Source organism: Carboxylicivirga linearis (assembly GCF_018271995.1).
GTDB classification, from domain to species: domain Bacteria; phylum Bacteroidota; class Bacteroidia; order Bacteroidales; family Marinilabiliaceae; genus Carboxylicivirga; species Carboxylicivirga linearis.
In genome coordinates, this window is record NZ_JAGUCO010000075.1 from 1 (window position 1) to 2,006 (window position 2,006).

Annotated in this window: 1 protein-coding gene; it reads right to left on the reverse strand. The window is 35.3% G+C overall.

Annotation, left to right across the window (positions count from 1 at the left end):
• Positions 1-2,006 (reverse strand): hypothetical protein (locus KEM10_RS23580; RefSeq protein ID WP_212220785.1); only part of this gene is annotated, 2,006 nt, incomplete at both ends.

The following is a 2,006-nucleotide window of genomic DNA, read 5'->3' on the forward strand; positions in this document are numbered from 1 at the left end:
TGTACACTATCCTTAAAAGCTGTTGAATAATCGTAGTGATAAAATTCTTTGGTTCTTTTATACCCCTGAATCGTAACATTTGAAATTCCTTTATAGGCTGTAGTACTATATAATCCTCCACCGGCTTTGGTATAAATAGACAAAACTGCAACCGGTGTTGAAATAATCTCTGATTGATATATAAACGGATTACTCCCTCCTGGAACCGTTCGATCAATTTCATCTCCACCATTATAATACCTGGCTTCATCGGTTAAACGGGTTTTAGCTACTTCTGAATCGGGAAATATTAGATCTATTGACTGTACCTCATTGGGATCTAAAGCCAATAAATCATCTAAAATATAGTTTCCATATGCTTTTCTTATAGTTCCCCTTGTATTTGAAGCAGCAATCATTTGACCGTCCACAAATACAAAAAAACGATGTCTTTGTTTTCCTATCAACTGAAAAGTAATTTCTCGAGAATCATAAAATTCACTATTTATATTTACATTTGATAAACCACCCTCGACACCATGCTTTAATGCTGATCTACCAGATCTATATTTAGATATATCAAACAGGCCTGTGCTAATTCGTAAATCAGGGTAAGCTTCATATAAGAGTGAAAAAAGACCTTCGTACCATGATTTTTCTTCCATCAATTCTTTCACCTTTATTTCGCCAATAGAAGAATTAGAAACTCCATACTTTTCATTCATTTTTGCTTTGGCCAATTTCTTACCTTCTGCACTAACATCTACCTCTTTAATGGAAACATCAGTTGTAACCATAAAAGTATCTTCCACAATTGCTCTGCTTAATTCTTTCTGCAAAATAGCCTTCGATATTTGAATATCCTGAATGATTAAATTATCAGTTGGTAGATCCGGCCTGAATGCATGTGATAGATAATCAAACTGATCAATCGTATCGGACTGATAATTGGTCTTAATATCTATTTCAAAGTCCTTTTTTTTACCCTTTTTATTTTTAGTCTGGACCGCTACTTTTTTACTATCATAGAAGTCTCGCATGATAAAAGTAAATTCTCCATTTTCATCCAACTTATCATTGTAACTATTAAAAACGTTACCTGCAATCATAGTTACTTCAGCATTTTTAGGCACTTTGTCTTTACCAAAGAGCGATGTAATTTTACCTTTTACGTATATACCGGGCTCCTCTAAATAGTTCGGTATAGTCAAACTATCAGCTAAGACTTCTTCCCATGAATATCTTCGCCAACCATTAGTAAGCATTAGCAATTCGGATTTAAAATTGCCTTCTCCTGAATCTTCAAACAGAACAGGTTCAAGCACTTTTAAATTAGGTATATCGGAATAGAATGACAGGTATTGATTGATATTAGCTGAGTTATAAGCTTTATCAGGCACTCTTATAACATCGGTAACTGCAATAGAGAAATTTCCTTCAACAGGATCACCGTCCTGACTGGTAACCAACATGGTTAGTAAAACAGAATCACGACTTCCTTCGGGTAATTTATCTTCTTTTATGGCGATATTTAAAGCATCCTCTTTTTTGATAAAAACCAATCGTTCTGCACGTGCCATTTGGTTTTGATCGAATAGAGTGAGTTGAACAATACCACTGCTGAATTTTGTTTTATCCATCTCTGTAGTTAATATCTCTCTTCCCGACATATTTATTATAAGAGCATCTTTAGCCATACCATTTTGAGTTGCCAGCAAAAACAAAGTAGTATCAGCAATCAATCCAGACTTTGAAATGGTAATGGTCAATGGGTTTTCCTTGCTTTGATCTACAACCGTCATGGCCAAACCTTCTGATAAGGCATTGGGCAATGAATAGTATTGTAAGGTGTCATTTTGCCCCAGTTCTTTTATAAAGTATTGCTTGCCTCTCTGAGGAGTAAAATTAAAAACGCCTTTTCCCCGCCACATGGTTTTAGCAGCTGTTACAATTTGGTCATTCTCATCAACTACCAATCCGTTAAAGTTTTGTGGCATGCCCAATGCATCTCTCACCTCAAAGGCAAC